Annotated in this window: 21 protein-coding genes; 6 read left to right on the top strand and 15 right to left on the bottom strand. The window is 75.0% G+C overall.

The features are described from left to right. Positions 1-41: 41 nt before the first annotated feature. Genes GCU67_RS01695 through hemE form a run of 3 tightly spaced genes read right to left on the bottom strand, consistent with a single transcriptional unit; the run spans position 42 to position 2,952 of the window. Positions 42-527 carry a GNAT family N-acetyltransferase gene (locus GCU67_RS01695; RefSeq protein ID WP_163609355.1) on the bottom strand — a complete coding sequence of 162 codons (486 nt, stop codon included), beginning with the start codon at positions 525-527 and terminating at the stop codon, positions 42-44. Between the two features lie 23 nt (positions 528-550). Further along, complete coding sequence (gene hemG, locus GCU67_RS01690) at positions 551-1,906, bottom strand: protoporphyrinogen oxidase (protein WP_163609354.1); 1,356 nt, start codon at positions 1,904-1,906, stop codon at positions 551-553. Next, on the bottom strand, positions 1,906-2,952 hold the full coding sequence (gene hemE / locus GCU67_RS01685) for a uroporphyrinogen decarboxylase (RefSeq protein ID WP_163609353.1): 1,047 nt from the start codon (positions 2,950-2,952) through the stop codon (positions 1,906-1,908). The genes hemG and hemE overlap by 1 nt, the downstream gene beginning before the upstream one ends. Positions 2,953-3,094: 142 nt before the next feature. Between hemE and GCU67_RS01680 the strand changes: the two genes are divergently transcribed. The 3 genes from GCU67_RS01680 (at position 3,095) to GCU67_RS01670 (ending at position 5,849) form a co-directional block, all read left to right on the top strand. After that, a complete protein-coding gene (locus GCU67_RS01680; protein ID WP_338104700.1) occupies positions 3,095-3,715 on the top strand; it encodes a DUF3000 domain-containing protein in 621 nt (206 codons plus the stop codon). 125 nt (positions 3,716-3,840) lie between these two features. Further along, positions 3,841-4,551, top strand: a complete 711-nt coding sequence (locus tag GCU67_RS01675; RefSeq protein WP_163609351.1) for a LuxR C-terminal-related transcriptional regulator — start codon at positions 3,841-3,843, stop codon at positions 4,549-4,551. Between the two features lie 20 nt (positions 4,552-4,571). Further along, positions 4,572-5,849 carry an HRDC domain-containing protein gene (locus GCU67_RS01670; protein ID WP_163609350.1) on the top strand — a complete coding sequence of 426 codons (1,278 nt, stop codon included), beginning with the start codon at positions 4,572-4,574 and terminating at the stop codon, positions 5,847-5,849. Positions 5,850-5,885: 36 nt separating this feature from the next. On the opposite strand, the gene GCU67_RS01665 is transcribed toward GCU67_RS01670, so the two are convergent. From GCU67_RS01665 to GCU67_RS01645, 5 genes are all read right to left on the bottom strand, one after another. Further along, positions 5,886-6,389, bottom strand: coding sequence for a hypothetical protein (locus tag GCU67_RS01665; protein WP_163609349.1), 504 nt, complete (start codon positions 6,387-6,389; stop codon positions 5,886-5,888). After that, positions 6,386-7,012 carry a hypothetical protein gene (locus GCU67_RS01660; protein WP_163609348.1) on the bottom strand — a complete coding sequence of 209 codons (627 nt, stop codon included), beginning with the start codon at positions 7,010-7,012 and terminating at the stop codon, positions 6,386-6,388. The genes GCU67_RS01665 and GCU67_RS01660 overlap by 4 nt, the downstream gene beginning before the upstream one ends. A gap of 119 nt (positions 7,013-7,131) precedes the next feature. Beyond that, the gene (locus GCU67_RS01655; protein ID WP_163609347.1) at positions 7,132-8,418 is read right to left on the bottom strand and encodes a sugar ABC transporter permease; all 1,287 of its coding nucleotides are present in this window, start codon (positions 8,416-8,418) and stop codon (positions 7,132-7,134) included. A 3-nt stretch (positions 8,419-8,421) separates the two neighbouring features. Beyond that, positions 8,422-9,219 (bottom strand): ATP-binding cassette domain-containing protein, encoded by a 798-nt coding sequence (locus tag GCU67_RS01650; protein WP_163609346.1) that lies wholly within the window; start codon positions 9,217-9,219, stop codon positions 8,422-8,424. 70 nt (positions 9,220-9,289) lie between these two features. Then, positions 9,290-10,384 (bottom strand): sugar ABC transporter substrate-binding protein, encoded by a 1,095-nt coding sequence (locus tag GCU67_RS01645; protein ID WP_246214449.1) that lies wholly within the window; start codon positions 10,382-10,384, stop codon positions 9,290-9,292. A 226-nt stretch (positions 10,385-10,610) separates the two neighbouring features. Between GCU67_RS01645 and GCU67_RS01640 the strand changes: the two genes are divergently transcribed. Next, a complete protein-coding gene (locus tag GCU67_RS01640) occupies positions 10,611-11,816 on the top strand; it encodes a thiolase family protein (RefSeq protein ID WP_163609344.1) in 1,206 nt (401 codons plus the stop codon). Then, complete coding sequence (locus GCU67_RS01635) at positions 11,813-13,876, top strand: 3-hydroxyacyl-CoA dehydrogenase NAD-binding domain-containing protein (RefSeq protein WP_163609343.1); 2,064 nt, start codon at positions 11,813-11,815, stop codon at positions 13,874-13,876. The genes GCU67_RS01640 and GCU67_RS01635 overlap by 4 nt, the downstream gene beginning before the upstream one ends. 107 nt (positions 13,877-13,983) lie before the next feature. On the opposite strand, the gene GCU67_RS01630 is transcribed toward GCU67_RS01635, so the two are convergent. From GCU67_RS01630 to GCU67_RS01615, 4 genes are all read right to left on the bottom strand, one after another. Beyond that, positions 13,984-14,262, bottom strand: a complete 279-nt coding sequence (locus GCU67_RS01630; RefSeq protein ID WP_163609400.1) for a thiamine-binding protein — start codon at positions 14,260-14,262, stop codon at positions 13,984-13,986. An 85-nt stretch (positions 14,263-14,347) separates the two neighbouring features. Continuing rightward, positions 14,348-16,264: a 1-deoxy-D-xylulose-5-phosphate synthase gene (dxs, locus tag GCU67_RS01625; RefSeq protein ID WP_163609342.1), complete on the bottom strand. Its 1,917-nt coding sequence runs from the start codon at positions 16,262-16,264 to the stop codon at positions 14,348-14,350. A 101-nt stretch (positions 16,265-16,365) separates the two neighbouring features. Then, complete coding sequence (locus GCU67_RS01620) at positions 16,366-16,734, bottom strand: hypothetical protein (RefSeq protein WP_163609341.1); 369 nt, start codon at positions 16,732-16,734, stop codon at positions 16,366-16,368. A 191-nt stretch (positions 16,735-16,925) separates the two neighbouring features. Further along, the gene (locus GCU67_RS01615; protein WP_163609340.1) at positions 16,926-17,678 is read right to left on the bottom strand and encodes a hypothetical protein; all 753 of its coding nucleotides are present in this window, start codon (positions 17,676-17,678) and stop codon (positions 16,926-16,928) included. A gap of 194 nt (positions 17,679-17,872) precedes the next feature. Between GCU67_RS01615 and GCU67_RS01610 the strand changes: the two genes are divergently transcribed. After that, positions 17,873-18,109, top strand: coding sequence for a hypothetical protein (locus tag GCU67_RS01610; protein WP_163609339.1), 237 nt, complete (start codon positions 17,873-17,875; stop codon positions 18,107-18,109). 4 nt (positions 18,110-18,113) lie between these two features. Here the strand turns inward: GCU67_RS01610 and GCU67_RS22235 are convergent, their stop codons facing one another. From GCU67_RS22235 to GCU67_RS01595, 3 genes are all read right to left on the bottom strand, one after another. Beyond that, positions 18,114-20,633, bottom strand: a complete 2,520-nt coding sequence (locus GCU67_RS22235) for a phosphatidylglycerol lysyltransferase domain-containing protein (RefSeq protein ID WP_163609338.1) — start codon at positions 20,631-20,633, stop codon at positions 18,114-18,116. Continuing rightward, positions 20,630-21,931: an alpha/beta hydrolase gene (locus tag GCU67_RS22645; RefSeq protein WP_211660587.1), complete on the bottom strand. Its 1,302-nt coding sequence runs from the start codon at positions 21,929-21,931 to the stop codon at positions 20,630-20,632. Before GCU67_RS22645 ends, GCU67_RS22235 begins: the two co-directional genes overlap by 4 nt. Before the next feature lie 131 nt (positions 21,932-22,062). Continuing rightward, complete coding sequence (locus GCU67_RS01595) at positions 22,063-23,310, bottom strand: TRAM domain-containing protein (RefSeq protein WP_163609336.1); 1,248 nt, start codon at positions 23,308-23,310, stop codon at positions 22,063-22,065. Positions 23,311-23,376 lie beyond the last annotated feature (66 nt).

Here is a 23,376-nt window from a genome sequence, read left to right as displayed (position 1 = left end):
CCGTCCGCGTCGGCTGGGGGCGCCGGGTCGGGGGCGCTGCGTCACAGCGGGCAGTACATGACGTGCACACCCACCCGGCCCAGGGTGGCGTGCTCGTACGCCCCCGGGACGGTGCCGATCACGGTGAAGCCGAGCCGTTCGTAGACGGCGATGGCGCCGTGGTTGGTCTCGACGACCGCGTTGAACTGCATCCCCGCGTAGCCCCGCTCCCGGGCCCAGTCGAGCGCGTACCGGCACAGCGCCGTCCCGACGCCCCGGCCTCGCACGTCGGCGGCGACCAGGAAGCTCGCGGTGGCCACGTGCGACCCCGGCCCCCGCCGGTTGGGACCGACCCGTGCGGTGCCCAGGACCCGGTCGCCGTCGACGGCGACGACGGTGCGCTCGGGCTCGGCCTGCACCCAGGCGGCGTGCCCGGCCTCGGCGCTCATGTCCGGCTCGTAGGCGTAGGTCTCCTGCGCCCGGGCGACCTCGGCCATGACCGGCCACACCTGCGCCCAGTCGGACTCCACGAACTGCCGGATCTCCACCCGGGCACGGTAGCGGCCCGGCGTCAGCCGAGGGCGGCGACGGCGGCGCGGGCGTCACGGATGCAGGCCGGGACGCCGACCCCGCCGTAGGCGGCCCCGGCGACGGCGAGCCCGGGGACGGCGGCCACCGCGGACCGGACAGCAGCGACCCGCTGGGGGTGCCCGACCAGGTACTGCGGCAGCCCGTCGACCCAGCGCACCAGCTGGGTCTGGACCGGCTCGGGCCGCGCCAGGTCCAGCAGGTCGGCCACGTCGGCCACCACGGCGGCGGTGAGGTCGACGTCGGTGCGCTGCAGGGCGGCGTCGTCGCCGAACCGGCCCACGGAGGACCGCACGCGCAGCAGCCCGTCGCCGGACAGGTGCGGCCACTTCGAGGAGGAGACCGTCACGCCCTTGACCAGCCGCCCGGTCACCGGCGGCACCAGCAGCCCGGAGCCGGCCGCGACCTGCTGGGCCGGGAACGCCATCGCGACCACGGCCATCGACGCGTACGGGATGCCCCGCAGCGGCTCGACGGCGTCGGGCGCGAGGTCGGCGAGCAGGTCCGCGGTCGGCCCGGCCGGGGTGGCCAGCACGACGGCGTCGGCGGTCAGCGTGGCGCCGTCGGCCAGGTCGAGCTCGAACCCCGCGGCGGTGCGGCGCAGCGCGGTGACCCGGGTGCGCAGCCGGACGTCGGCGCGGGAGGCCCGCACCAGCGCGGCGGGCAGCGAGCCGACCCCGTCTCGCACGGTGACGAAGACCGGGCCGTCGACGTCGCCGCGGCTGCGGGCACCGGCGTCCCGGGCGGCGATGGCGGCGCCGAGCACCGTGGTGGCCGAGGGCAGCTGGGCGGCCAGCGCCGGCATGGTGGCGGCGAGGCTCAGGTCGTCGGGCCGGCCGGCGTAGACCCCGCCGAGCAGCGGCTCGACCAGCCGGTCGACCACCTCGTCACCGAGCCGCTCGCGCAGCAGCCCCCCCACGGAGACGTCGCCGTCCAGGTGCAGCGGGGGCAGGTCGACCTCGGCGCGCACCCGCTCGACGCCGGCCGGGGTGAGCACCCCGGCCAGCCCGTCGGCCGTCGTCGGCACGCCCTGCAAGGTGCCGGCAGGCAGCCGGTGGCGGCCGTCGGGCAGCACGATGGAGGCCTGGGTGGTGGCCGGGGCGACCAGCTGGTCGGCCAGGCCCAGCTGCTCCACCAGCTGCACGGCCTCCGGCACCCGGGCGAGCATCGCCTCCGGACCGGTGTCGTAGGCCAGCCCGGCGAGGGACACCCGGTCCAGCTTGCCGCCGACCCGGTCACCGGCCTCCAGCACGACGACCTCGCCGTCGAGGTGGGTGCGGCGCCACTCGAAGGCGGCGGTGAGGCCGGTGATCCCGGCGCCGACCACGACGAGGCGCATCAGGCGGTGGTGAGCTCGTGCACCAGCTCCACGACGTGGGTCAGCGCGCCCGGGTCGGTCTCGGGGAGCACGCCGTGGCCGAGGTTGAACACGTGGCCGCGGGCGGCCCGGCCCTGCTCGACGATGCGGCGCACCTCGCGGTCGATGGTCTCCCGGTCCGACAGCAGCACGGCCGGGTCGAGGTTGCCCTGCAGCGAGTAGCCCGGGCCCACCCGGCGGGCCGCCTCGTCCAGCGGCACGCGCCAGTCGACGCCGACCATGTCCGCGCCCGCGTCGCCGATCAGCGGCAGCAGCTCCCCGGTGCCCACCCCGAAGTGGGTGCGCGGCACGTCCCGGTCACCGAGCCCGTCGAACACCGCGCGCGAGTGCGGCAGCACCCGCTGGGCGTAGTCGGCGGCCGACAGCACCCCGGCCCAGGAGTCGAACAGCTGGACGGCGCTGGCGCCGGCGTCGACCTGGGTGCGCAGGAAGGTGGCCGCGGAGATCGCCAGGTGGTCCAGCAGCCGGTGCCAGGCCTCGGGCTCGGCGTACATGAACGCCTTGGTGCGGGCGTGCTCCTTGGAGGGGCCGCCCTCGATCAGGTAGGTGGCCAGGGTGAACGGCGCCCCGGCGAAGCCGATCAGCGGCGTCGCGCCCAGCTCGGCGACCAGCCGCTGGACGGCGGTGCCCAGGAAGTCCAGCCGGTCGGGCTCCAGCGGGGGCAGCGCGTCGACGTCGGCCACGCTGCGGATCGGGCTGGCGATCACCGGCCCGACGCCGGCCTTGATCTCGATGTCGACGCCGGCGACCACCAGGGGCAGCACGATGTCGGAGAAGAGGATAGCCGCGTCCACCCCGTGCCGGCGCACCGGCTGCATGGTGATCTCGGTGACCAGGTCGGGGTCCTGGCAGGCCTGCAGCATCGCCGTCCCCTGGCGGAGCGCCCGGTACTCCGGCAGCGAGCGACCGGCCTGGCGCATGAACCACACCGGGGTCCGCGTCACGGGGAGCCCGCGGGCGGCGCGGACGAGGTCGGAGTCGGCGGCCGGTCCTGCAGCTGTTCCCACGGCTGCCGATCCTCCCAGACGGCGCCGCGGCCGGCCGAGGACCGTCGGGGGCACCCCGCTCGCGGGTGCCGGCTGTGGGCCGGCTCACCGTCGGCGGCGCGTCGGGTGCGGCCCCCGGTGGTGGGCGACCTACCCTGCGGACGTGGTGCAGCAACGGACGGACCCGGTGGACGGGACAGCGCCACCCGCGCCGGTCCCCGCGGAGTTCCGGGCCGCCCTCGACGCACTGGCCACCGTCCGCCCGCGCCCCGAGGTCGCCCTCGAGCCCATCCCCGCACCCAAGCGGCTCGCCCCGTGGTCCCACGCGATCGGCCTGAGCATCGCCGACCCGTCCGACGACGAGGAGGAGCTGGCCAGCGGCCGCTTCATCGTGCTGTTCGACCCCGCCGGCCACGACGCCTGGGAGGGCACGACCCGTTGCGTCGGCTACGTCTCGGCCAGCACCGACTCCGAGATGGTCGACGACAGCATGTTCTCCGAGGTCGCCTGGAGCTGGCTGACCGAGGCCCTGGTCGCCTGCGGCGCCGACCACCACGCCGTCGGCGGCACCGTCACCCGCACCGCCTCCACCCGCTTCGGCTCCATCGCCGCCCCCGAGCACTCGGTCGACGTGGAGATCCGCGCCTCCTGGACGGCGGAGGGCACCGACCTCGACCGGCACCTCACCGCGTTCCTCGACGTCCTGGCCAACGCCGCGGGCCTCCCGCCCACCGGCGTCCACCTGCTGGGCGCGAGCGCGCAGCCGGTCGACAGCGGCGCATAGACTCCCGCCGTACTCCACTCGGCCCAACACCCGTTGCGCCAGGTGCGCGGACACGCCGGTCCGTACGTCGGGTCTTCAGCTGCTGACCACACCGTCGTCGGTCCGGTCCGACGACGGGAGGGTGCATGCCGCTGGGCAGGCTGTGGTCGGACGGCGTCCTGTTCGGCCCGCACGCCAGTGCCCTGGTCGTCGACCCCTCCCCCCTCCTGCGCGAGGCGCTCGCCGACCGGCTCCGCACCCTGGGAGCACGCGACGTCGAGGAGGCCGCCGGGCTGGAGGAGGCCCGGGTGCGCGCCCACGTGTCCGGGCCGCGGGCGCTGTGCGTGCTGGAGGTGGACCTGCCCGAGGCCGGCCCGGAGAGCGCCGGCCGCGGCGGTGACCCCGGCCGTGGGCTGGAGCTGCTGCCCACGCTGCGCACCGAGGGCTGGCCGGTGACCGTCGTGCTGACCTCGGTGACCGAGCCGGCGGTCGTGCGCTCGGCGTTCCTGGCCGGGGTGCAGGGGTACCTGCTCAAAAGCAGTCCGCTCGCCACCCTCACCGAGGGGCTGCGCGCGGCGCTGTCCGGTGAGGTCTGGGCCGACCCGGGGATCGCCAGCAGCCTGGCCCAGGGCCTCACCCGGACAGGCGTGGAGGAGGCTGTCGGGGAGCTGTCCGCGCGCGAACGCGACATCCTGCGGCTGGTGGCCGACGGGAACACGAACAAGGAGATCGGCGAGAAGGTGGACCTGTCCGCACTGACCGTGAAGAGCCACCTGGCGCGGATCGCGCGCAAGCTGGGCACCGGCGACCGGGCGCACATGGTGGCGCTGGGCATCCGTTCAGGGGTCATCAACTGAGCACCGACCCGAGCACCGAGGTGGACACCACGAGCGAGAGCCCGACCGACCAGACCCCCGCCGACGCCCTGCCGGCCGAGCAGCCGCCGGCCGAACCGGAGTCGACGGCGGAGCCCCTGCTCGCCCCGCGCGACGGGCTGCCCCCGACCATCGAGACCTCGACCGCGCTGGTCGCCTACGCCGACGCCCTCGCCGGCGGCAGCGGGCCGGTCGCCGTCGACGCCGAGCGCGCGTCGGGCTACCGCTACGGGCAGAGCGCCTACCTGGTGCAGATGCGCCGCGCCGGCGCCGGCACCGGGCTGATCGACCCGGTGCCGCTGCCGGACCTGTCGGTCGTGCAGGCCGCGATCGCCGACGAGGAGTGGGTGCTGCACGCGGCCAACCAGGACCTCCCGTGCCTGGCCGAGATCGGGCTGGCCCCCGCCCGGCTCTTCGACACCGAGCTCGCCGCCCGGCTGGCCGGTCTGCCGCGGGTGGGCCTGGGCGCGGTGGTCGAGTCGCTGCTGGGCCTGTCGCTGCAGAAGGGGCACTCCGCCGCCGACTGGAGCACCCGCCCGCTGCCGGAGGACTGGCTGGTCTACGCCGCCCTCGACGTCGAGGTGCTGGTCGAGCTGCGTGACGAGCTGGCTCGCATCCTCGCCGAGCAGGGCAAGACCGAGTGGGCCCGGCAGGAGTTCGAGGCGATCCTGGCCGCGGGCCCGCCGGCGGCGAAGGTCGACCCGTGGCGGAAGACCTCGGGCATGCACGGGCTGCGCAGCCGGCGTCAGCTGGGCATGCTGCGCTCGCTGTGGCAGGCCCGCGACGACCTGGCCCGGCGCCGCGACATCGCGCCCGGCCGGGTGCTGCCGGACTCCGCCATCGTCTCGGCGGTGCAGGCCGACCCGAAGACCGAGGGCGCGCTGCTGGAGCTGCCGGTGTTCCGCGGGCGGGCCAACCGCAAGCTGGTCACCACCTGGTTCGGTGCGCTGACCCGCGGCCGGGAGCTGCCGGAGAACGACCTGCCGCTGCACAGCCGGCCCGGCGACGGGCCTCCCCCGGTCAACCGCTGGGCCGACCGCGACGCCGCCGCCGCGGCCCGGCTCAAGGCCGCCCGCGCGGGCCTGGCCGAGGTGTCCGAGCACTGGTCGGTGCCGGTGGAGAACCTGCTCTCCCCCGACCTGGTGCGCCGGCTGATGTGGACCCCGCCCCGGCCCGCGGACGCCGCGACCGTCACCGAGACCCTGCGCGCCGGTGGTGCGCGGGAATGGCAGATCGGGCTGACCGGCGAGCTGCTCACCGAGGCGATCACCGCGAGCTGAGCGGGCGTGAGCTGACCGACGCGGTTGCCGCGTCGGTCAGCCGCGGGTGCGGCAGGCGAGGTCGTGGAAGTCGGCCAGCGGTGCCTGCACGGAGCGGGGTCCCCGGTCGTCGTCGTACACCGAGTACTGCACGGTGTCCGGTGTCAGCGCGTCGAGCTCTGCGACGCGGAAGTCGGCCTGGGTCAGCTCGCTGTCCTCCTCGTGGTCGCCGGCGAGGACGACGTACAGGTCGTCGTCGAGCGGTGCCCGCAGCGGCGTGCCCTGCCAGTCCTCCCCCGGCGCGGCGAGGACCACCGTGGTGGACGCACGCACCGGCGCCGCGGCGACGAGGTCCGCGTGCACCTCGTTGGGCTGCTGCCCCCGGTTCGGACCCGCGACGCCCAGTTCCTGCACCGAGCCGCGGCAGATCTCGACGACGGCCACCGGGGCGCCGTCGGCGGTCACCGTGATGCCGACCGCGCCGTTGACCTCCGGGGTCCCGGCACACCCGGCCAGGGCCAGCGCAGGCAGGACGGCGGCGAGGACCAGTGGACGGCTCATGCCGACACCGCGCCCCGGCCGGAGGGCCCGGTCGGGGCGCTGCCGGCTGTCCGCGCCCGCAGCTCGCGGACGGCGGTGCGCGGGTCGTCGGCGAAGAAGGTGACCTGCTCGGCGACGACCGGCGCCCCGTCGAGGAGCACGGTCGCCCCCGGGCGCAGCCGGAGCCGGACACTGCTCTCCCCGAGCACGCTGAGCACCACCGATCGCCCGTCCACCTCGAGGGTGCGGCCGTGGTCGACGGTCGTGGCCGCCCGGGCCTCGAGGACATCGGCGGTCGGGACGACGACCTCCCGCAGGGAGCCGAACCGCAGCACCAGCAGGTCGGGGCCCAGCACGTGGGGGCGCTGCTGGAAGGAGAGGGTGAGGCCCAGCGTCACCACCAGCGCCACCAGGCTGACCACACCGACGACCAGCCGCACCGTCTCCCACGGCAGCAGCAGGTGCACGGCCACCCCCTCGACCGGGCTCAGCAGGACCGTCACCCACAGCATCACCCCGATGCGCGAGGTGTAGGACAGCGGCACCTCCCCCGGCTCGACCGCCCGGTGGCGGCGGACCGCCCACCACAGCGACCGGCAGCTGCCGGCCAGGGCCCTGAGCAGTGCCGCGCGGTCACCGGCCATCGAGCGCTCCGTCCGTCGTCCGTGGCCGGACAGCAGCGGATCGAGACCGCCCGGAACGTGCAACGGGGCGGTCCCGCGGCGTCGTTGCCGCAGGACCGCCCCGTCGATCGGGAGTGGCGCTAACTCTTCCCGGCCGCCGCCCGGCGACGGGCCAGCGCGTCGACCGAGGCGGCGAGCAGCAGCACCCCGCCGGTGATGATGTAGTTCAGGTACGCCGACACCTGCAGCAGACCGAGGCCGTTGTCGATGATGGCGATCACCAGGCCACCGAGCACGGCGTCCCGGATCCGGCCGCGGCCACCGAAGAGGCTGGTGCCACCGATGACGGCCGCACCCACCGCGTAGAGCAGCGTGTTGCCGCCACCGGAGCCGGGGGTCACCGAGCTCAGGCGCGCGGCGGCCACCAGACCGCTGACCGCCGCCATGGACGAGGACAGCATGAACACCAGGACGCGGATCCGGGTGACGCTGATGCCGGCCCGGCGCGCGGCCTCGGAGTTGCCACCGACCGCGTAGACGTGCCGGCCGAACGTCGTCCGCCCCAGCAGGAAGGTGAGCACCAGGAGCAGGACGACCACGACCGGGATGGCGTACGGGATGCCCTTGAGGTCGACCGCCTTCGACAGCGCGCGGTCGGCGTTGAGGATGCTGGTGAGCACCAGCACGACCACGGCGATGAGCACGATCCGGCCCACCACCACGATCAGCGGCTGGCTGTCCAGGCCCTTGCTGCGCTGGGTGCGCCAGCGGTTGAGCTGGAGCACCGCATAGGCCGCGATCACCGCCGCCGCCAGCGCCCAGCCGGCCCCCACCGGGATGTAGCTGTTGGTCAGGCCGCGGATGGTCTCGTCCCGGATCGGGACGGTGCCGCCCTGGCCGATGACCCGCAGCGTCACACCCTGGAAGGCCAGGAACAGCGCCAGGGTGACCACGAACGACGGGATGCCGATCAGCGCGACCAGCGTGCCGGTGAACAGGCCGATGACCGCACCGGTGACCAGCGCCGCCAGGACCGCGACCCACCAGGGCGCGCCCTGCTGGGCCAGCAGCTGGGCCGAGACGGCCGCGCAGACACCGCTGACCACACCGGCCGACAGGTCGATGTCGCCCAGCAGCAGGATCCACACCAGGCCCATCGCCAGCAGCGTGATCGGGGCGGCCTGGATGATCAGGTTGGTGATGTTCAGCGGGGTCAGGAACGTCTCGGGACGCAGCGCGTAGAACAGCAGCGTCAGGACGACGATGCCGAGCACCGCGGGCAGCGCACCGAGGTCACCGCCGCGCAGCCGGTCGACGTAGCCCCGCACCACACCGCCGAGCGAGCCGTCGGAGCGGTCACCCTCGAAACCGGAGGGCGCGGCGCCGCCCGGTTCCAGGTCGCTGGTGGGGACGATGTTGCTCGCCATGGGTCAGACCACCTCGGAGACGGTGGCGGGAGCCAGGCCGATGTCGCCGGAGCGTCCCGCGGTGATGAGCTCGATGACCTGGGCGCGGTCGACGGTCGAGATGTCCACGTCGGCCGCCATCCGCCCCAGGTACAGGGCGGCCACCCGGTCGGACACCTCGAAGACGTCGACCATGTTGTGGGTGATGAACAGGACCGCGTGGCCGGTGTCGGCCAGCCGGCGCACCAGGTCCAGCACCTGCCGGGTCTGGGCCACCCCGAGCGCGGCGGTGGGCTCGTCGAGGATGACGACCTTGGAGTCCCAGAGCACGGCCTTGGCGATGGCGACCGTCTGCCGCTGACCACCGGAGAGGCTGGACACCAGCTGGCGCACGGACTTCAGGGTGCGCACCGACAGCTTGGCCAGGGTGTCGCGGGCGGCCTGCTCCATCGACGCCTCGTCGAGGACGATGCCGTGCTTGCGCTCGCGGCCCAGGAACATGTTCTGGACGACGTCGAGGTTGTCGGCCAGCGCGAGGTCCTGGTAGACGACCTCGAGCCCGAGGGCGGCGGAGTCACGCGGCCCGGTGATGGACACCGGCTCACCGTTGAACAGGATCTGGCCGCCGTCGATCGGGTGGATGCCGGCGATGGACTTGATGAGCGTGGACTTGCCGGCGCCGTTGTCGCCGACCAGCGCCGTCACCTTGCCGGGGTAGACCTTCAGGTCGACCCCGTGGAGGACCTGCACGGCGCCGAAGCTCTTCTCGACACCGCGGAGCTCGAGGATCGGCGACCCGGCCTCGGCGTGCGGAACGGTCATGCGTGTTCCTTCCTGGAACAACCCTCGGGGCGCCCTCCCCGGAAGAGGAGGACGCCCCGAGGAGGAGTGGTTACTGGATGCCCAGCTCGGTGCAGGCGGCGGCGTACTCACCGGTGCACAGGTCGGCGGCGGAGACCTGACCGTCGTCGACGACGTCCTTGACGTTCTCGCGGGTGATGGCCACCGGGTCCAGCAGCACCGACGGGACGGTGCGGCCACCCTCGGCGTCCTCGGACTCGCCGTTGACGATGTCGGGCTGCTCCTCGCCGTTGATCAGCGAGATCGCGAGCTCGGCGAGGGCGTTGGCCTCCTCCGCGGCGGACTTGTAGACCGTCATGCACTGGCGGTTGGCCAGGATGTTCTGCAGGCCCTCGAGCGAGGCGTCCTGCCCGGTGACCGGCACCTGACCGCCCTGGCCGTTGCGGACCAGGGTCTGGATGGCCGCGTTGCCGAGCTGGTCGTTGGCCGCCAGGACGCCCTGGATGTTGCCGCCGTTCTGGGTGTACATCTGCTCGAAGATGGTCGCGGCCTCGGTGGGCTCCCAGCCGGGGACGGCCTGCTCGGCGACCTGCGTGTAGTCGGTGATCTTGTCGAGCACCTCGTGCGCGCCGTTGGCGAACGACGTGGCGTTGCTGTCGTCGGGCGAGCCGTTGAGGAAGACGATGTTCTTCGCCCCGGCGCCGAGGCAGTCGGCCAGGCCCTGGCCCTGCAGCCGGCCGACCTCGGTGTTGTCGAAGGAGACGTAGTACTTCGCCGAGCCACCCAGGGTGAGCCGGTCGTAGTCGATGGTGGCCACGCCCTGCTGCTCGGCCTGGCTCTGGATCTGCGCACCCGAGGCGTTGTCCAGGTTGACGATCGCCAGGACCGTGACACCCGAGGTGATCATCTGGTCGGCGATGGTCTGCATGCGCTGGGCGTCGCCCTGGGCGTTCTGGACGTCGGCCTCGATGCCGGCCTCCTCGAAGGCCTTGATCAGCAGGGGGCGGTCGAAGGACTCCCACCGGGTGGAGGACTCGGTGTCGGGGAGGATGACGCCGACCTTGCCCTCCGCCGCCGCCTCGCCGCCGCCGCTGCTGCTGGCAGCCGCGCCGCCGCTGGCCGCCGGCTCGTCGCCGCCACCACAGGCAGCCAGGCCGAACACGAGGGAGGCTGCGAGAGCCGTCATCAGGGTGCGCTGTCGCGCCATGGGGTCCTACCGTTTCGTCGTTGATCCGGAAGCGTTTCGCTGGGCATCGTGAACCTGGCTGGTTGTGACCGCAAGCACATGGTGATCCCGTTGCCGGACCGTTATCCGGGACTCCCCGGACGAGGGGGTTGGCCCGGGAGTTACCAGCGGGTAACTTCGGGTCGCCGGCGCTGCCGCCGACACCGGAACTCACCGCGGAGGTCCCATGTCCCGCCCCTTGCGTGAGGTCGTCTTCGTCGACGGCGTGCGCACCCCGTTCGGCAAGGCCGGCCCGACGGGCATCTACGCCGAGACCCGGGCGGACGACCTCGTGGTCCGCTGCATCCGCGAGCTGCTGCGCCGCAACCCCTCGCTGCCGCCCGACCGGGTCGACGAGGTGGCCATCGCCGCGACCACGCAGATCGGCGACCAGGGCCTGACCCTCGGCCGCACCGCGGCCCTGCTGGCCGGGCTGCCCCGGTCGGTGCCGGGTTTCGCGATAGACCGGATGTGCGCCGGCGCGATGACCGCGGTGACCACGACGGCGTCGGGGATCGCCTTCGGCGCCTACGACGTGGCCATCGCCGGCGGCGTCGAGCACATGGGGCACCACCCGATGGGCGAGGGCGTCGACCCCAATCCCCGGTTCGTGAGCGAGAAGATCGTCGGAAGTTCCGCGCTCGTCATGGGCTCGACGGCCGAGAACCTGCACGACCGGTTCCCGCACCTGACCAAGGACCGGGCCGACGCGTTCGCCGTGGCCAGCCAGCAGAAGTACGCCGCCGCCGTCGCAGGCGGGCACATCGGCCCGGAGCTGGTGCCGGTGGCGACCCGGTCGGCCGAGGCCGGCTGGGGCCTGGCCACCGTCGACGAGCCGCCCCGGCCCGGGACCACGCGGGAGGCGCTCGCGACCCTGCGCACGCCGTTCCGCCCGCACGGGCACGTGACCGCCGGCAACGCCGCCGGTCTCAACGACGGCGCCACCGGCTGCCTGCTGGCCGCCGAGGAGGTGGCCGAGGAGCTGGGTCTGAGCGTGGGCATGCGGCTGGTGGGCTTCGGCTTCGCCGGCGTGGAGCCCGAGGTGATGGGCGTGGGCCCGATCCCCTCGACGGAGAAGGCGCTGGCCCGTACCGGCCTGTCGATCGCCGACATCGGGCTGTTCGAGCTCAACGAGGCCTTCGCCGTCCAGGTGCTGGCCTTCCTCGACCACTTCGGCATCGCCGACGACGACGAGCGGGTCAACCCCTGGGGCGGCGCCATCGCCGTCGGGCACCCGCTGGCCTCCTCCGGCGTCCGGCTGATGACCCAGCTGTCCCGGCAGTTCGCGCAGCGGCCCGACGTCCGCTACGGGCTGACCGCGATGTGCATCGGCATCGGCATGGGCGGCACCGTGATCTGGGAGAACCCGAACTGGGACGGAGAGCTGGCATGAGCACCGACGAGGTCGTCACCCGATCGCTCGTGCGGTACCTGGCGGTACCGGGGCTGACCGGTGAGCTCGCGCTCATCACGCTGGACAACGGGCACGACCACACCCGGCCCTCGACGTTCGGGCCCGGCGGGCTGGCCTCGCTGGACGCCGCACTGGACGAGATCGAGGCGCGCTCCCCCGCCGCCATCGCCGTGACCGGCAAGCCGTTCGTGTTCGCCGTCGGCGCGGACCTGTCCGGCATCCCCTCGATCGGCTCCGCGGCCGACGCGCGGGAGATCGCCGAGACCGGGCACCGGGTGTTCCGCCGACTGCGCGACTCCACGGTCCCGACGTTCGCGTTCGTCAACGGCGCGGCGCTCGGCGGCGGGCTCGAGCTGGCGCTGCACTGCCACCACCGCAGCATCGCCGCGACCGCCGTCGTCGCCTTCCCCGAGGTCTTCCTCGGCCTGGTGCCCGGCTGGGGCGGCACCCAGCTGCTGCCGGCGCTCATCGGGATCGACGCCGCGGTCACCGTCATCGTGGAGAACGCCCTCGCGCAGAACAGGACGACGCCCGGGCCGAGGGCAGCGCAGCTGGGGATGGCCGATGCGGTGTTCGAGCCGGCCGACTTCCTGGAGCGGTCGCTGGAGTGGGCGGCCGGCGTGGTGTCCGGGGACGTCGCCGTGCGTCGTCCCGAGGTCGACCGGTCGGCGTGGGACGACGCGATCGCCCGGGCGCGCGGGATCGTGGCCGCACGGACCCGGGGCGCCTCCCCAGGTGCGCTGCGCGCGGTCGAGCTGCTGGACCTCGCGCGGGCCGGCGACGCCGGGTTCACCGCCGGGACGGCGGCCGAGGACGACGCGCTCACCGACCTGCTGATGAGCGACGAGCTGCGGGCCGGCCTGTACTCCTTCGACCTGGTCAACAAGCGGGCCAAGCGGCCGGCCGGCGCCCCGGACAAGGGCCTGGCCCGGAAGGTCACCAAGGTGGGCGTGGTCGGTGCGGGACTGATGGCCTCCCAGCTGGCGCTGCTGTTCGCCCGCCGGCTCGAGGTGCCCGTCGTGCTCACCGACGTCGACCAGGCGCGCGTGGACAAGGGCGTGGGCTGGGTGCACGCGGAGCTGGCGAAGCTGGCCGAGCGCGGGCGGCTGTCACCCGACGCCCGCAACCGGCTCACCGGCCTGGTCACCGGCTCGCTGTCCAAGGACGCCTTCACCGACGCCGACCTGGTCATCGAGGCGGTGTTCGAGGAGCTGTCGGTCAAGCAGCAGGTGTTCGCCGAGGTGGAGGCCGTCGTCTCTGCCGAGTGCGTGCTCGCCACCAACACCTCGGCGCTGTCGGTGACCGAGATGGCCGCCGGCCTGCAGCACCCCGAGCGGGTCGTCGGGCTGCACTTCTTCAACCCGGTCGCCGTCCTGCCGCTGCTGGAGGTCGTGCGGGCCGAGCGCACCGACGACGCCACGCTGGCCACCGCCTTCGCCGTCGGCAAGCAGCTGGGGAAGTCGTGCGTGCTGGTCGCCGACGCCCCGGCCTTCGTGGTCAACCGGCTGCTCACCCGCTTCCTGGGTGAGGTCACCGCGGCCGTGGACGCCGGCACGCCGGTCGCCGTCGCGGAACGGGCGCTGGAGCCGCTCGGGCTGCCGATGACGCCGTTCGAGCTGCTGTCGCTGGTGGGCCCGGCGGTCGCGCTGCACGTGGCCGAGCGGATGCACGAGGCGTTCCCCGACCGCTACGGGGTGAGCACGGGGCTGCAGCGGATGGTGTCGCTGGGGAAGAAGAGCGTGTTCTCCGCGCCCGGCGTCCTCGACTCGGAGCTGGCCGGCATCGACGCCGGCGACTCCCCGCTGACGGCCGAGGAGCTGCGGGACCGGGCCGAGCGGGCACTGGCGCAGGAGATCGGGCTGATGCTCGACGAGGGCGTCGTGACCGGCGTCCAGGACATCGACCTGTGCATGCTGCTCGGCGCCGGCTGGCCGTTCTGGCTGGGCGGCATCTCCGCGTACCTGGACCGCACCGGCGTCTCCGAGTCCGTCACCGGCTCGCGCTTCCTCCCCCGCGGGGTGGCGTCCCTGCCGGCCTGAAGCGCCGCAGCGTGGATCAGGTGACCTGATCGTGCGTGCTCCTGGCTCACCGCACACCGTGAGCCAGGAGCACGCAGGGTGAGCCCGGACGACGGCCGCACTGTGCGTCAGCGGAACTTGTGGGTCAGCGAGTCCATCGTGCGGTCGACGCTGGCGATCTTGACGTGCGAGATGCCGCTGGTGGCGCCGGCGGCGAGCATCGCCTCGTGCGCCGCCCGCAGGGTCGCCCACACCGCGTCGGCGTCACCCTCGATCGTCGTCCCCAGCGCCCCGACCTCCGACCGCAGCCCCGACGCCTTGATCACGGCGATCGCCGCCTCGACGAACGCGTGCGGGTCCTCAGCAGTCCCCGCCGGCGACGGCGCCACCTGGATCTCGGCGATCATCACGGTCCCTCGTCCCCTCGGTGCCCTCCGGCCACGTCCAGAGGCTCGGCCCGAGCTCGCGAGGGCTGAGGAGGACGTGGTCCTCCTACTGCTGGCCCTCGACCCGGGCGGACTCCTCCGGGGCCGAGGCCCGGTCGGCCACGCGGGCGGCCCACTCGACGATGCGGCGGGCGACGTCCTGCTCGGTGAGGCCGACGTCGGCCAGCACCTGGCCGCGGCTGCCGTGCTCGAAGAACTGCTGCGGCAGCCCCAGCGTGCGCACCGGGACGTCGGAGTCGACGTCCTGCAGCGCCTGGGTCAGCAGCGTGCCCACCCCCCCGGCCCGGCCGCCGTCCTCGACGGTGACCACGAGGCGGTGCTCGGTGGCCAGGGTGCGCAGCTCGTCGGAGACGGGGACGACCCAGCGCGGGTCGACGACGGTGACCTCGATGCCGTGGTCGGCGGCGCGCTCGGCGACCGCCAGGCACATGGGCACCAGCGAGCCGCAGGCCACCAGCAGCACCTCGGGCGTGGCGCCGCGGCGCAGCACGTCGACCGGGCCGAGGCGCTCCAGCGCCGACACCTCGACCGGCAGTGCACCCTTGGGGAAGCGGACGACGGTGGGGCCGTCGGTGACCGCGACCGACTCGCGCAGCGCCTCGCGCAGGGTGGGCTCGTCGCGGGGTGCGGCCAGCCGCAGGTTCGGGATCACCGAGCAGATCGACATGTCCCACATGCCGTTGTGCGAGGCGCCGTCGGAACCGGTGACGCCGGCCCGGTCCAGGACGACGGTCACCGGCTGGCCGTGCAGGGCGACGTCCATGAGCAACTGGTCGAACGCCCGGTTGAGGAACGTCGAGTAGATCGCGACGACCGGGTGCATCCCGCCCATGGCCAGGCCCGCGGCCGAGGTGAGCGCGTGCTGCTCGGCGATGCCGACGTCGTAGGTGCGCTCGGGGAAGCGCTCGGCGAACGGCGCCAGGCCGGTGGGGTGCAGCATCGCCGCGGTGATGGCCACGACGTCGGAGCGCTCGGCGCCGATGCGCACCATCTCGTCGGCGAACACGTCGGTCCACTCCGGACCCTTGGCCGCCGAGGACAACCCGCTGTCGGGCTCGAAGACGCCGGTGGAGTGCCAGGCGTCGACGGTGTCGGTCTCGGCCGGCGGGTAGCCGAAGCCCTTGGTGGTGACCGCGTGCACGATGACCGGCCCGCCGAAGTCGCGCGCCCGGCGCAGCGCGGACTCCATCATCTCGATGTCGTGGCCGTCGACGGGGCCGACGTACTTCATGCCGAGGTCCTCGAACATGCCCTGCGGGGCCAGCACGTCCTTGAGGCCCTTCTTGATCGCGTGCAGCGCGTCGTAGAGCGCGGTGCCGACGACGGGGGCGCGGTGCAGGGCCTGCCGGACGGCGGTCAGCGCGTCCTCGTAGCCCGGGCGCAGCCGCAGCGTGGCCAGCGCGTCGGCCACCCCACCGATCGTCGGGGAGTAGGAGCGGCCGTTGTCGTTGACCACGATCACGACCGGGCGCTCGGCGGCGGCGATGTTGTTCAGCGCCTCCCACGGCATGCCACCGGTGAGCGCGCCGTCACCGATGACCGCGACCACCGGCCGGTTCTCCCCGCGCACGGCGAAGGCCTTGGCCAGCCCGTCGGCGTAGGACAGCGAGGTCGAGGCGTGGCTGTTCTCCACCCAGTCGTGCTCGCTCTCGGAGCGGCTGGGGTAGCCGGACAGGCCACCGCGCTGGCGCAGCTGGGTGAAGCCCTCGAGCCGGCCGGTGAGCAGCTTGTGCACGTAGGCCTGATGGCCGGTGTCGAAGATGATCGGCTCGCGCGGGGACTCGAACACCCGGTGGACGGCGATGGTCAGCTCGACGGCACCGAGGTTGGGCCCGAGGTGCCCACCGGTCTTCGCCACGGCGGCGACGAGGGCGTCACGGATCTCCGCGGCCAGGGCGGGGAGCTGGTCGGGACGCAGCGCCCGGAGGTCGGCGGGCCCGGTCAACGAGCTGAGCAGCGACACGACGGGGCAGGGTCCTCTCGACGTCGGCAGCGTCGGTGGGGCGCAACCGTTGAGTCCCCACTGTAACTGCGAACCGGGGACCTGCCGCGTGGAGCGAGGACCTACAGCCGGGGCACCCAGCGCTCGCCCCGCAGGGCGCCGGCGACCACCTCGACGCCCCGCGCCGCCCGGGTCAGCCGGGCGCCCTCGCGCTCGTAGGCGCGGATCGCGGCCTCCATCGCGTCGGGGGGCAGCTGGTCGGCCAGCTCGACGCGCACGGTGCGCCAGCCGGCCCGGGCCGCCTCCAGCCCGGCCGCGACGTGGTCTCCGGCGAAGCGGGCCAGCAGCACCGGGTAGCGGCGCAGCACCTCGTGCGAGCGGTAGTCCGGCGGCACCAGGTCGTAGAGCCAGGCGACGGCGCTCTGCTCCCAGTCGGGGGCGCCGGGGGGCCGCACCTCGTCCGGCCAGCCCGGCGGCAGTGCGGCGTCCACCCGGTCAGTGTGCGACCGGGCTCCGGGACGCCGGACACCGGCTCGCACGTGTGTTCGAAGCGTGACCTGCCGGTGGCCCGCCGTGCGGCCCACCGGCGATCGGGCCGGACCCGGACCACGACACGGGACGACCCGGCAGGCGTGTGTGTGCTGGCCTGCCGGGTCGTCCCTGCTCGCGCTCAGCCGGACGGTCAGATGGCCGGCACCGGGCGCTTCGTCCCGGTGAACGAGCTCACGCACGTCCCCTGGTCGGCGAACACGGGGCGCGTGCTGGTGGCCCAGCCGCCCTTCTTGCACTGCTCCTTGCTGGTGAGCACCACGGGCGCGGCGAAGGTGTGCCGGACGCCGGCGAAGTCGATGGCGTCGAGCACGCCGTCGCCCTTGACGCCCGAGCCCAGCGAGAAGCCGAACGCCGTGACCTGGGCCGACGGGAAGGCGGCGCGCCACTGGTCCAGCGTGCCGTGGTTGTCGCTGCCGGAACCGCTGGTGTGACTGGGGGCTGCGTCCTTGACGAACTGCTTCGCCCCGTTGTTGAGCCACCAGTCGTTGCCGTAGAGCGACTCCCCGACCAGGATCCCGTCGGCCGTCCCGTCGGCGTCGAAGTCGACCACCAGCTGGGCGCCGGGCACCCCGCCGTTGGTGGTGTTGGTGAACTGCAGTGCCGGCTCACCGGCGTCGGCCAGCGGGATGCCTGCGGCCACGTACTCGGCCACCTTGTCGGTGCTGGTCGTGCCCCCGGTCCACAGCCGCAGCCCGGTGCCCTGGAGGGCGTAGTGGCCGGTGGCCCGGGTGTCGGACAGCGTCCGCACGAAGTCGTCCGGGACCGTGATCGTGTCCGTCGCGGCGGTGGCCGTCGGCTGGGTGGTCTCCGCACTCGCCGGTCCGGCTGCGAGCACCAGTGCCCCGGCGGCGAGCGCGATGGCGGCAGCCCTGTGTCGTGCCATGGTCGGTGACCTCTCTCGGTGTCCGTCCCCCGTGGAGCGGACAGTGGCGGGACCGTAACCGCCCGTCACCCCGCACATGAGAGTGCTGGACCCGGTGGCGGGGCCCCTGGGGCCGGTGTGGCGGGAGGGGCCGGTGCGGGGAACAGACCCGTCCCCGGTGCATCCGGCGGGCCCGTCACGAGCGAACGTCCACCGTGGAACAGCTCGATCGCACGCAGGTGCGCCGGGTCATCGAGCCGCTGCTCGAGGCCGGCTTGACCATCGACCAGGTCGAGGTGCTGGTGTTCCGGCTGGGCTTCGAGGCCGTCGTCGGTGCGGGGCCGGGCACCGTGGCGGGCGTGCACACCCTGGTCGCCGCCGAGTCACCCGAGGTGCAGGCGGCGTGGGCGGTCACGGTCGGCCGGATGATCGAGCTCGCCGGGCCGACCTGACCGGCTACCGGGCGACGGCCACGGTCCCGGCCGACTCGGGGGCGGGCGCGGGCTGAGTCGGGGCCGGGCGGGTCCGCCGGGCGGCCAGCAGCGTCCGGGCCAGCCGCAGCGCCTGGCCCGGGGACAGGTGCGGCAGGTAGGCCCGCGAGACGGCACCGGCGATCCGCGGCAGGTCGGCGGTGTCCAGGTGCACCAGCCACAGCGGCCGGTGCTGCGGCTGGAACTTCGCCTTGAAGGCCAGCAGCGACCGGAACCCGTACACCGGTTCCATCCACCGCCCGGTGTTCTGCAGCAGCCGGGCGAGCACGTCGGTGTCGCCGGCGCCGGCGGGCAGGGCCAGCGGCGCCCCCGACAGGCTGACGAACTCGGCACCCTCGGCCTGGAACGTCAGCACCGCGGTGCCGACCAGGAACTCCATGGTGCCCGGCGGGCAGCCGGGGCTGCGACGCATCAGGTCCAGCGTCCAGCCCACCTGCACCCCGTCCCGGGACGCGGGCAGCCAGCTGGTCGCCCCGTGCACCCGGCCGTCGGGGTCCACGGCCAGCAGGCAGCGGACGGCGGGGTCGGCCAGCTCGTCGAGCCCGCCGAGGGTGAACCCCATCTCCGGCAGCCCCTTGCCGGCGAGCCACTCCTCCGAGGAGCGCGCCACCTGCTCGCGCAGGGCCAGCGGCGCGTCCGCCCAGCGCACCCACACCGCCTGCACGCCCCCGCGCGCGGCCCGGTTCATCGCCGTCCGGACGTCCTGCCAGCGCCGGCCGACGAACGCCAGGCCGCCCAGCGGCAGCCACGTCTCGCTGGCGACCTGCACCCGGCGGGCGCCGGGCAGCGCCGCGGCGACCGCGTCGGTGACCGACCACCAACACGGCGTCCACCCGCCCGCCAGGCACCAGGCGGTGAACTCCGGCACCGCCCGGGTCCGGGCCGCCGGCGCGCCGACCGGGTCGCCGGTGGTCAGCGCCACCCCGCCCACGACCCGGAACGCCACGACGGCCTGCCCGTCCTCGGTGAACCACCAGCGGTTGCCGACCCAGGTGGTCATGAAGGACATCGCGCCGTCCCCGTGCCGGGCCACCAGCTCCCGCGCCCGGACGGCGTCCCCGCTGGGCACCGCCGGCCGGACGACGGCCCACGCCGTCCCGGCCAGGACCGCCCAGCAGGCGACCCCGGTCCAGTCGGCGAGCACCCGGGCGGCGCCGTGCAGCGGGGCCAGCCGGGGCAGCACCTCCCCGAGGTAGCCGGGCGGCAGCAGCCGGGCGGGCAGGTCCAGCAGCAGGCGGGCCACCGTCGGGGGCTGCGCCCAGTCACCGCGCAGCAGCACCCCGGCGACGACGTGGGCGGCCACCACCAGCGCCAGGCCGCCCCCCGCGCGCACGGCCCAGCGCCGGGCGGTCCCTGGAGCGGCCGGCACGGCGAACCGGCTGCGGGTGAGCAGCAGCAGCGCCAGGACCGCCGCGGGGGCGACCAGCGGCGCCCACAGCGCGACCACCGGCAGCCCGGCCCGCGGGGTGTCCAGCAGGGTGAGCGCCTCGGCCGGACGGCGGAGCACCGCGGCGACGACCACGCTGCCCACCACGGTGAGCACGCCGGAGAACAGGACCGCGCCGGTCCACGCCGCCCGCCGTCCCCGACGCAGACCCTCGGCGAGCACCAGCTGGACCAGCACCGGCAGGACCGACAACAGCGCGGGACCGGGCCCGTGCAGCCGGGCGCGGGCGGTCAGCAGCCGGCAGTCCCCCGGGTCGCCGGCCGCGCACACCTGCTGCAGCAGTCCCGCGCCCGGCCGGCCGGAGACGAACAGGTGGGACGCGAGCGCCCACGGCCCCTCCGGGTCGCGGGAGAGCGCCGCCACCAGCGGGCCCACGGCCGCCGCGGCCACCACCAGGGCCACGAGCGCGCGGGACTCGCGCCGGCTGACCGGTCCGCGGTCGTGCCCCCGGCCCCGGGCGCGGTGGGCCACCTCGCCGGCCAGCAGCCCGACGCCCCACCCGGCCAGCCGGTGCACGTCCCCCGCCGTCCCGGCGTAGAGCACGGCCATGACCAGCACCACGCCCAGCACGACGCGCAACCGGCGGCGCAGCAGCGGGGTCGCGGTGGCCGAGGCAGCGGCGACCACGGCGAGCACGCCCGGCAGCGGTCCGACGACGACGGCGGCGCTCAGCTGGTGCCCCCACCGGTCGCCGGTGGTGGCCAGCAGTGCCCCTCCCCCGCTGCCCACCAGCCCGGCGAGCACCTGCCCGCCCAGCAGGGCCACCCCGGTCCGCCCGCTGCCCCAGCGGTGCTCGACCGGGCCCAGCAGCGCGACCACCAGCGCGAGCGTGACCACCGTGCCGGCCGGCGTCCGCACCGCCAGGCCGGCGGTCAGCAACGTCTCCCAGCGGCCGGCGGCCAGCGGGCCGACGCCGGTGCCCAGCGCGTCCGGTGCGGCCCACCGGGCCCCGGCCACCAGCACGGCCAGGAGCAGGAGGGTGACCGGCACCGCGCCCGCCACCGACGCGGTCCGGCGGAGCCACCCGGGGGCGGTCACGACGGCAGCCCGGTGTGCGCGGTGAGCCACGGCAGAGCGCCCTGGAAGCCGGCGCCCCAGACGTCCCAGGCGTGGCCGCCCGGCAGCTCCAGGGAGGTCACCGACACCCCGGCGGCCTGCAGCGCGGCCGTGACCTCCGCCGTCTGCGGGCGGTACTCGTCGTCGTCGCGCCCCACCAGGAGGTAGGCCGACAGCTGGGGGTACCGGCGGGCGGCCAGCTCGTGCAGCGGGTCGACCGCGTCCAGGGCCGCCCGGTCACCGCCGAAGGCGGCCTGCGCGGTGCCGGCGGGGTCACCGAGGGTCGGGGCACGCTGACCGGAGGCGTCGAGGAAGGTCGGGAACAGGTCGGGGTGGGCCACGGCCAGCTGGAGCGCGCAGGTGCCGCCGTAGGAGAAGCCACCGACCGCCCAGTGCGCGTGGTCCGGGTCGACCTGCAGGGTGCTGCCGATCCAGGCCGGCACGTCCACCGACAGGTAGGTGGCGGCGTGCCCCAGCGCGGAGTCCAGGCACAGCGGGTTGTCGGTCTCCCCGCCCAGGGCGTCGGGCATCACCACGACCGGCGCCAGACCGTCGTGCGCGCGCGCCCAGTCGTCGAGCCGGTGGGCCAGCTGACCGCCGTCGATCCAGTCCCGGGTGCTGCCCGGCTGACCGCTCAGCAGCACCCACACCGGCAGCAGCGGCCGGTCGGGGCTGAGGTAGGCCGGCGGCAGGTACACCCAGGCCGGCCGGGCCGGGAAGCCGGATGCGGTCGCCGGGATCTCCACCTGCGACAGCGCGCCGGTGGCCGGCATGCCCCTCGGTGGGGTCCAGTGGGCCGGGGCGACCGGCGCGTCCGGGCCGGGGGTGAGGACCCGCTCGATCGGCACCTGGTCGTAGGGCGGCAGCTGCAGCGCGGAGGCCACCGTCGGGAACGACCGGTAGACGACGTCAACCCCGTCCGCCGCGCCGAGCACCACGGCCAGCGCCGCCAGGACGGCGACCCCCCGACGCCACCACCGCTGCCCCGCCCAGCCGGCCACGGCCAGCGTGACGCCGGCCAGCCCGAGGCCCACCCACAGCGGCACCAGCCACGGCAGGCCGTCGGGGAACGGGTCGGTCACCGCCAGCAGCAGCTCCCCCAGACCGAGCAGCACGACCGCGGCCAGCAGGGCGAGCGGCACCCGGCGCGCCGCCCAGCGCCGCCCGCGGTGCGCCAGCAGCAGCACGAGCAGGCCGACGACCAGCCCGGCGATCAGGGCCACGTGCAGGTGCCCGTCGACCAGGCTCAGGCCGGTGACCCAGCTCCACGCTCGCGACACCACGACTCCCTCTCCCGACCGGACCGAGGGAGAGGTTGCGCGGGGGAACTGTGGTCGTCCTGGGAGCCGCCGGGGAGGTGGCTGCACACGGCCGGGACAGCGTCACCCCGGCCGGCGCACAGCCGGAGGGGTCAGGCGGGGACGAGCAGCGCGACGCACTCCACGTGCGCGGTCATCGGGAAGCAGTCGTAGGCGCGCAGGTCGGCCAGCCGGTAGCCGGCGGCGGCGAACGCAGCGACGTCGCGGGCCAGGGACGCCGGGTCGCAGGCCACGTAGACCACCGCGCGGGGTGCGGCACCGGCGATCACCCGGCTGACGTCCTTGCCGGCCCCGGCCCGCGGCGGGTCGAGGACGACGACGTCGGGGCGGCCGAGATCGACCAGCAGCTCGGTGAGCCCGGGGGCGTCGACGTCGCCCTGCCAGACCTCGGCCTGCGGCAGGTCGGCGAGGTTGGCGTCGGCAGCCGCGCAGGCCGCCGCGTCGGACTCGACGCAGACGACCCGGCCGCCGGGCCCCACACCCGGGGCGAGGGCGCCGCCGAACAGGCCGGCACCGGCGTACAGGTCGAGCACGGTCTCCCCCGGCTGCACCGCGGCGAAGCCGGACACGGCCTCGACCAGCGCGTCGGCAGCGGCCGGGTGCACCTGCCAGAACCCGGTGCCCTCGACCTCCCAGTCGCGGCCACCGGCGGAGCGCTGCGCCCGCCCGGCGGGCTCCTCGGGGACGTCGGCGCCCGGGCGCAGCACCAGGACGTCCTGGGGCCGGCCGCGGCGGTCCAGGGTGGCGGTGGTGACCACACCGGCGGAGTCGACGGCGACGTCGACCGCCCCGGCGTCCAGCCAGCGCCGTCCCAGCACGGCCTGCGCGGCCGGCTCGACGGTGATCGGGCAGTCGTCGAGGGCGACCACGTCGTGCGAGCGGTGCCGGCGCAGTCCGGGGTCCCCGGCGCGGTCGAGGGCGAACCGCGCCCGGGAGCGCCAGCGCAGCGGCCCGCCGGGCAGCGCCTCGACCGTCACCGGGACCTCCAGGCCGGCCAGCCGGGACAGCTGCTCCCGGACGACGGCGGCCTTGAGCTCCAGCTGGCCGGCGTGGCTGACGTGCTGCCAGTCGCAGCCGCCGCACTTCCCGGGACCGCTGTACGGGCAGGGCCGCTCGACCCGCTGCGGGGCCGCCTCGAGCACCTCGACGGCGTCGGCGCGGCAGAACCCGGCGTGCCGGTCCTCGGTCACCTCGACCACGACCCGCTCGCCGGGCAGCGTGTGCCGCACGAACACGACGCGCCCCTCGTGCCGCGCCACGCAGTGCCCACCGTGCGCCACCGGCCCGACGGTCACCTCGAACCGCCGGCCCTCCCAGCCGCCACCCGCAGCAGCGGACACCCGCGCCCGGCTCTTCGGCCTCGCCGCAGGGGCCCGCCGCGAGCCTGCGAGCGGCGGGGGGCGGCG

The sequence above is a fragment of the Modestobacter muralis genome (genome assembly GCF_010682105.1).
In the GTDB taxonomy this organism is placed as follows: domain Bacteria; phylum Actinomycetota; class Actinomycetes; order Mycobacteriales; family Geodermatophilaceae; genus Modestobacter; species Modestobacter muralis.
The sequence above is the reverse complement of the archived record's forward strand: the minus strand, read 5'-3'. Positions and strand labels throughout refer to the sequence as shown.

Coding starts and splice junctions, on each gene's coding strand:
- GCU67_RS01675 (WP_163609351.1), top strand. CDS start 3,841: ATGCCGCTGGGCAGGCTGTGGTCGGACGGCGTCCTGTTCGGCCCGCAC.
- GCU67_RS01640 (WP_163609344.1), top strand. CDS start 10,611: ATGTCCCGCCCCTTGCGTGAGGTCGTCTTCGTCGACGGCGTGCGCACC.
- GCU67_RS01660 (WP_163609348.1), bottom strand. CDS start 7,012: ATGGCCGGTGACCGCGCGGCACTGCTCAGGGCCCTGGCCGGCAGCTGC.
- GCU67_RS01645 (WP_246214449.1), bottom strand. CDS start 10,384: ATGACGGCTCTCGCAGCCTCCCTCGTGTTCGGCCTGGCTGCCTGTGGT.
- GCU67_RS01635 (WP_163609343.1), top strand. CDS start 11,813: ATGAGCACCGACGAGGTCGTCACCCGATCGCTCGTGCGGTACCTGGCG.
- GCU67_RS01665 (WP_163609349.1), bottom strand. CDS start 6,389: ATGAGCCGTCCACTGGTCCTCGCCGCCGTCCTGCCTGCGCTGGCCCTG.
- GCU67_RS01650 (WP_163609346.1), bottom strand. CDS start 9,219: ATGACCGTTCCGCACGCCGAGGCCGGGTCGCCGATCCTCGAGCTCCGC.
- GCU67_RS01655 (WP_163609347.1), bottom strand. CDS start 8,418: ATGGCGAGCAACATCGTCCCCACCAGCGACCTGGAACCGGGCGGCGCC.
- GCU67_RS01615 (WP_163609340.1), bottom strand. CDS start 17,678: ATGGCACGACACAGGGCTGCCGCCATCGCGCTCGCCGCCGGGGCACTG.
- GCU67_RS01630 (WP_163609400.1), bottom strand. CDS start 14,262: ATGATCGCCGAGATCCAGGTGGCGCCGTCGCCGGCGGGGACTGCTGAG.
- hemG (WP_163609354.1), bottom strand. CDS start 1,906: ATGCGCCTCGTCGTGGTCGGCGCCGGGATCACCGGCCTCACCGCCGCC.